The following is a 5,763-nucleotide window of genomic DNA, read 5'->3' on the forward strand; positions in this document are numbered from 1 at the left end:
CATGGCGAGGCGGGACGGGGGACAATGTTTCGCGAAATTCGGAAAAACGAAAGCGAAATCTTTCGCCGGCTGCGGGCGGATGCTGTCAATGCCTTGAGAGCGTTGCACGAAAAACGTCCGCGCGCCCGCCGATTGCAGAGGCAAGCGCGGGCTTGCGTGCCTGCAAGAATGGTCATTGAGTCGCCCGACGGGCAGAGTGTCGAGGCGACGGCCGGACTTGTCGTTTGCGCGATGATGGGCGGGTTTGTATGACGACGTCCGCAGCCGATGATGCGCTCGCGCCGTCAGCCGCAGCCCAGCCGAGCGCAAAAAGCTTCTCAGATCACCGAGACACCATGGTATCGCGCACCGAGATCAAAGAGCAGAACGCCTATCTGCTGCGCCAGCAGCACGACTTCCGCAGGGCGGCCGACATCGTCACCGACGCGCTCGCCGCGTTCGAGGAGATCGATGCGATTGCCGTGATCGGCTCGGTCGCGAAGCCCTTGTGGAAGGAGGTGCCGCGCTTTCGCGAGTTTCGCCGCGCTGGCATCGAGGTCTGGCATGAATGCAAGGATCTCGATCTCGCGGTCTGGATCAGCTCGCAACATCGGCTGGGCGACATCCGTCGGGTCCGCGATCGAGCCCTGAGCACGGCCTTCATCGCCGGGAATGGGCCGGGCACGGTTGGCCATCAGGTCGAGATCTTCCTGATCGAGCCGGGCACCGATCGCTATCTCGGCCGGCTCTGTGACTTCAGCAGGTGCCCGAAGCAGAAGCGGGACTGCGCTGCACCGGGCTGTGGACGAATCCCGTTCAACAAGGTCGTCGATGGGTTCGTGCCATATCCCGATCTGTTGGCGGCCGCGAGCTACGCAACTTTGTATCGGCGGGGGCAGGGCCGCTTGCGCTCGGCTCTCGATCTGCCGGGGCCGCGGCAAGACGAGGAGTGAGGTTGCGGTCCGTCACCGGTTGCCCTCGCTGACCCACCGCGCCAGTCCCTCCGCCAGCCCGTCGAACAGCGCGCGGATCGGCGGTGAGTCCTTCTGGTCCTCGTGCACGGCGAGCCAACAGTCGAGCGCGAAGGCGACCTGGTCGGCGAGCACCGGGACAAGCGCCGGGTTGCGCCTGGCCATGGCGGTCTGCATGCCGCCGATGCCGAGGCCGGCTTCGATCGCGGTGACCTGGGCGACATCGGAATCGGTGCGATAGGAGAAGAGCTCGCGAGACAGCGGCAGCTGTGAGCTGGCCACCGAGCGCGCGGAATGATCGTCGCGATCGAAGCCGATGATGTGGTGCGCCTTGAGCGCCTCGATCGTGTCGGGCAGGCCGAAGCGCGCGATGTAGTCGCGATGCGCGTAGAGGCCGAGCGGGATGCGGCCGAGCTTGCGCGCGACGAGGCCGTCCTGCTTCGGCCTGATCATGCGCACGGCGATGTCGGCGTCCCGCCTGAGCAGATCGTCGGTGCGGTTGTTGAGCACGACCTCGATGACGATCTCGGGATAGCGCTGGCGGATGCCGGCGAGAATCGGCGGCAGCACGAAGGTGCCGACGATCTCGCTCGCCGAGATCCTGACCACACCGCGCGGCTGCCGTGCATCGCCGCCGGTCCTGGCCGCGCGCACCAGCGCCGCGAACGCGGCCTCCATCGCCTCGGCATGCGGCAGCAGCGTCGTCGCCGCCTCGGTCGGCAGCAGTCCGGCCTGGGAGCGGGTGAACAGGGCGACGCCGAGGCTGGCCTCCAGCTCGTCGATGTGACGGCCGATGGTCGGCTGCGTCAGTCCGGTCGCACGCGCAGCCGCGGACAGGCTGCCCCGCCGGACGACGGCGAGGAACGAGCGCAACAGGCTCCAATCCCAGGGTTCGTTCATACAAAAATGTATAGCATCTCAAAAATGATTGGCAATTTTCGTTTTGCGAAGGCCGGGCCAGATTGCCGGGGACAGCAGGAGATCGACCCATGTCCCACGATAGCAACGCCCCGACCGCCTTGATCCTCGGCCTAACCGGGGCGATCGGCGGCGCCATCGCCAAGGCGCTGGCTCGGCGCGGCTTCACCATCCGTGCGCTGACGCGCCGGCCGCCGGCCGAGCGGCCGCCCTTCGCCTTCCCGGTCGACTGGCGCGACGGCGACGCGCGCGACGCGGCGTCGGTTCTGGCCGCGGCTCATGGCGCGCGCCTCATCGTCCACGGCGTCAACCCGCCGGGCTATGCGCGCTGGCGCGAGGACGCGCTGCCGATGCTCGCCAACACCATCGCGGCGGCCAAGGCCGTCGGTGCGACGGTCCTGTTTCCGGGCAACGTCTACGTCTACTCGTCAGCATCGCCAGACCTGGTCAGCGAGACCACGCCGCGGACGCCTTCGACGCGAAAGGGCCAGGTGCGGCTGGAGATGGAAGAGCTGCTCGAGCAGGCCGCGCGCGAGCACGGCGTGCGCGTCATCGCTGTGAGGGCAGGGGACTTCTTCGGACCTGGCGTCACCAATTCCTGGTTCGCGCTGGCGCTGGCCAAGGGCGGGATGCAGGCGAGATCCGTGCAGCGTCTGACACGTCCCGGCATCGGCCATGCCTGGGCCTACGTGCCCGATCTCGCCGAGACGTTCGCGCGGCTCGTCGATATCAGCGCCGATCTGCCGGCCTACACGGTGCTGAATTTCGCCGGCCACTACGACGCGACCGGCCACGATATGACCGACGCGGTCCGCCGCGTCATCGGTCGGCCCGATCTGCCGGTGAGGACGTTTCCGTGGATCATCCTCTGGCTCGCGGCGCCGTTCGTGCGCTTCATGCGCGAGGCGCTGGAGATGCGGTGGCTGTGGCAGCGGAGCCTCGCGCTGGACAATGCCCGGCTGGTGAGCGTGCTCGGCGCGGAGCCTCACACGGCGCGCGACGAGGCCGTGAAGGCGGCGCTGCTTGCAGCCGGCTGATCATCAGCCGCCGGAAGCGGGCGGCCCGCGCGCCTGCGGCGTACGCGCCGATCGCTCAGGCGAGCAGGCCGAGACCGGACACCAGCAGGACGATGAGAACGACGCGCCGGAAGACCGTTTCGTTGACGCGCCCGAACATCAGGAGCCCCACGGTGGTGCCTGCGACGAGCGCCGGAAGGCTGACGACGAAATCACTCATCGTTCCCGGCGGGATGGAGCGCCGTGACAGCATCATCAGCAAGGCCAGCAGTTGCATCGCCGCGATGAACGGCTGAACCATGCCTCTCTGCTCCGCCTTGGGCAACCCGCGCAGGTCGCACCAGATCGTCGGCAGCGCGCCGGGCATGGCCGTGAGTCCTCCGACGAAGCCGCCGGCGAAGCCAACCAAGGCGTCGCGCTGCCGGCTCTGCGCCTGCTTGAGCAGCGCCATGGCCGGCCGGAGCAGCATGTAGGCCGCGTAGACGGCGAGAAAGAGACCGAAGCCGATGCGAAAGCGTGCCGTGTCGGCGTGTTGCAGGAGATAGAGCGCGGGCGGAATGCCAAGCACTCCGCCGATGACGAAGGTCGCGCTGCCTCGCCAGCTCAGGCGATTCCGCAGGATCGCGAAGTTGGCGGCTTGAATCACGATGCTGCACGCCATCATCAGGGGCACGGCTTCGTTCGGCGCGCGCACGTGAAGAATGAACACGCCGGCGACGGCGGAGAATGCGAAGCCGGCAAAGCCGCTGACCAATGCCCCGGCGAAAACGCCCAGGCACAGCGGGATATACGATGTCAGGTCATGCATGTTCGAAGCGACGCCTTTTCGGTGTGCTCTCGGTGCGCAACAGCAAGGCCTTGCGTGACGCGATCCGAAGATCGGGCGAGGCTAGCGCTTCCTGTCTTCGTGAAAGTCAGTCGCCGGGACGAGGCCGAACTGGAAAATGCTGCACTGAATGCGAGTGGTGATCGCGCTGCGCACGCGATCAGGCGCGCCGCGCCGATGCGGCAGGCGTTCGTCTACACGCCTTCGTGAAGCCAGTTTGCGCGCTGCGTCGATCGAACGGGGGACGCCTTGCGTCAGTGCCGATGTCATGCTGGCGGCAACGAGGCTGAGCCGTGGTGCGGTGACGATGCTTGTTGTTCAGAGGATGGATGTTGTCGATGAGTAAGCGCGTGGTCCGTCCGCATCTGTGTGCCGCGGCCTTGATGCGGTGGACAAGCAACGAGGCGACGGCCTCGGCTCGGTCCGTCCGCGGCGATTAGTCCGCGCTCGCGTAGTCTCAGGCTCGCAGGGGCGCCTTGCCGCCTTCGATTTCACACCATCGGACACTTGTGAATGTGTCCGGCTCTCGCGCGTCACATCGCGATGTCCGCAGGCTCGCGGCGTCTTGTGCCGGAGCGGATGCCGGACCGGAGGTGACGGTCGCGAAGCGTCGGGGCAGTGGACCTGGCTCCTCGCTTCGTTGAACCGCGCCGGCGGGCGGTCGGATCCGTCAGGTTCTTTGGAGTTCCCCAGCCCAGCTCCATCGGACGAGATGACGATCCGGCCGCCCGCATCAGCCTGCGGATGCCGCGTGCACAGGCCCAAGCAGGCCTCGGCTTCGGACGCGGCAACGCGCCGCTCCCATCGCCTCACTCCACCGCATCCTTCCGCGCGATCCGGTGCAGCTGCTCGAACAGATCGGCCTGCTCGCTCGTACACAGACACACGCCCTGCGCCGAGTCCGCTTCGCCGGCGTTAAGGTAGGCGTGGCCCATGGTGCTGTCGATGTAGATGCCGTCGCCTTCGTTCAGGATCTCCGGCGCGTAGAACTCGGTGTGCACGGCGATGGTGCCGCGGGTGACCAGGAAATATTCCTCGCCGCTGTGGCGGAGCAGGGGGCCGAACTCATCGAGCGTGCGCGCGCGGACCTCGGCGATCATCGGCACCATGCGCTTTCCGATCAGGTCGGTGCACTGGTAGGTGTAGGTGTAGAATCTGGTGTTGACGATCTGGCCCTGGCCGGCGCGGCTGACGCTGCGGCGGGCGGTGACCGGACGGCCCGGCTCGGGGCGCGGCGCGGCCGGGCTGAACAGCTCGGCGATGTCCATCTGCAAGCCCGAGGTCAGCTGCAGCAGCTTGTCATAGGTCAGCGACATCAGGCCGTTCTCGACCTTGGACAAGGTCGACAGCGCCATCCCGGTCTTCTCCGCCACCTGCTTCAGGGTGAGCCCGCGCGATTGCCGCGCTGCCTTCAGGCATTGGCCGAGCTGGGAATGGGGGCCTTCGGCTGACGCGCTGATGGCGGTATCGGTCACGGGTGTCTCCGGAAAATCCGTTAGCGGATCGGGCATATCGCAGCGCCTCCACCGGCTGGCCAATCTGGCGCGAAAGCGCAGCACAATCAATCATCTGTCTGCCCGATCGACGGGCATGCACGAACAGCGGTGGAACTGTGCGTTTTCGCCTCGTGCATCCTATTTCTTATGTGCTAAATAGTTTTCCGATTTGGAAAGAGAAGATCCCCGTGACGTCGATCTCAGATCAAACTGCCAAGGAGCTGGTCAAGCTTCTGAAATCAAAGGCGATCTCGCCGATCGCGCTGCTCGATTCGTGCCTGGAGCGGATCGCTGCGGTCAACCCCGCCGTGAACGCGGTCGTGACCCTGGATGAAGCCGGGGCACGGGCTGCGGCCAAGCGCGCCGAGGCCGAGCTGCTGGGCGGGGAGGACAAAGGCCCGCTGCACGGCCTGCCGGTGCTGATCAAGGATACCCAGGACACCGCGGGGATGCGCTCGACCTATGGCAGTCCGATCCTGGCCGACAACGTCCCTTCCATCGACCAGGCGTCGGTGGCGCGGCTGCGCGCGGCCGGCGCGATCATCTTCGGCAAGACC

At 66.6% G+C, this 5,763-nt stretch carries 7 protein-coding genes; 4 read left to right on the top strand and 3 right to left on the bottom strand.

Annotated elements, in window-relative coordinates:
• Together BRAO375_RS38375 and BRAO375_RS12450 are read left to right on the top strand one after the other, a co-directional pair.
• Positions 1–252, top strand: a 252-nt coding sequence (locus BRAO375_RS38375) for a hypothetical protein (protein WP_035640140.1), incomplete at its 5' end; no start/stop codon positions are given.
• A gap of 83 nt (positions 253–335) precedes the next feature.
• Positions 336–932, top strand: coding sequence for a hypothetical protein (locus BRAO375_RS12450; protein WP_009027823.1), 597 nt, complete (start codon positions 336–338; stop codon positions 930–932).
• A 12-nt stretch (positions 933–944) separates the two neighbouring features.
• Here the strand turns inward: BRAO375_RS12450 and BRAO375_RS12455 are convergent, their stop codons facing one another.
• Entirely contained in the window at positions 945–1,850 is a 906-nt protein-coding gene (locus BRAO375_RS12455) for a LysR family transcriptional regulator (protein ID WP_009027824.1), read from the bottom strand.
• Between the two features lie 89 nt (positions 1,851–1,939).
• Here BRAO375_RS12455 and BRAO375_RS12460 point away from each other — a divergent pair, with 89 nt between their 5' ends.
• Positions 1,940–2,905, top strand: a complete 966-nt coding sequence (locus BRAO375_RS12460; protein ID WP_009027825.1) for an NAD-dependent epimerase/dehydratase family protein — start codon at positions 1,940–1,942, stop codon at positions 2,903–2,905.
• A 55-nt stretch (positions 2,906–2,960) separates the two neighbouring features.
• On the opposite strand, the gene BRAO375_RS12465 is transcribed toward BRAO375_RS12460, so the two are convergent.
• Positions 2,961–3,692: a sulfite exporter TauE/SafE family protein gene (locus BRAO375_RS12465; RefSeq protein WP_009027826.1), complete on the bottom strand. Its 732-nt coding sequence runs from the start codon at positions 3,690–3,692 to the stop codon at positions 2,961–2,963.
• Between the two features lie 827 nt (positions 3,693–4,519).
• On the bottom strand, positions 4,520–5,185 hold the full coding sequence (locus tag BRAO375_RS12470) for a helix-turn-helix domain-containing protein (RefSeq protein ID WP_009027827.1): 666 nt from the start codon (positions 5,183–5,185) through the stop codon (positions 4,520–4,522).
• Positions 5,186–5,394: 209 nt separating this feature from the next.
• Between BRAO375_RS12470 and BRAO375_RS12475 the strand changes: the two genes are divergently transcribed.
• On the top strand, positions 5,395–5,763 hold a 369-nt coding region (locus tag BRAO375_RS12475; RefSeq protein ID WP_035640141.1), incomplete at its 3' end, for an amidase family protein.

It is taken from the genome of Bradyrhizobium sp. ORS 375, from assembly GCF_000239775.1.
Taxonomy (GTDB): domain Bacteria; phylum Pseudomonadota; class Alphaproteobacteria; order Rhizobiales; family Xanthobacteraceae; genus Bradyrhizobium.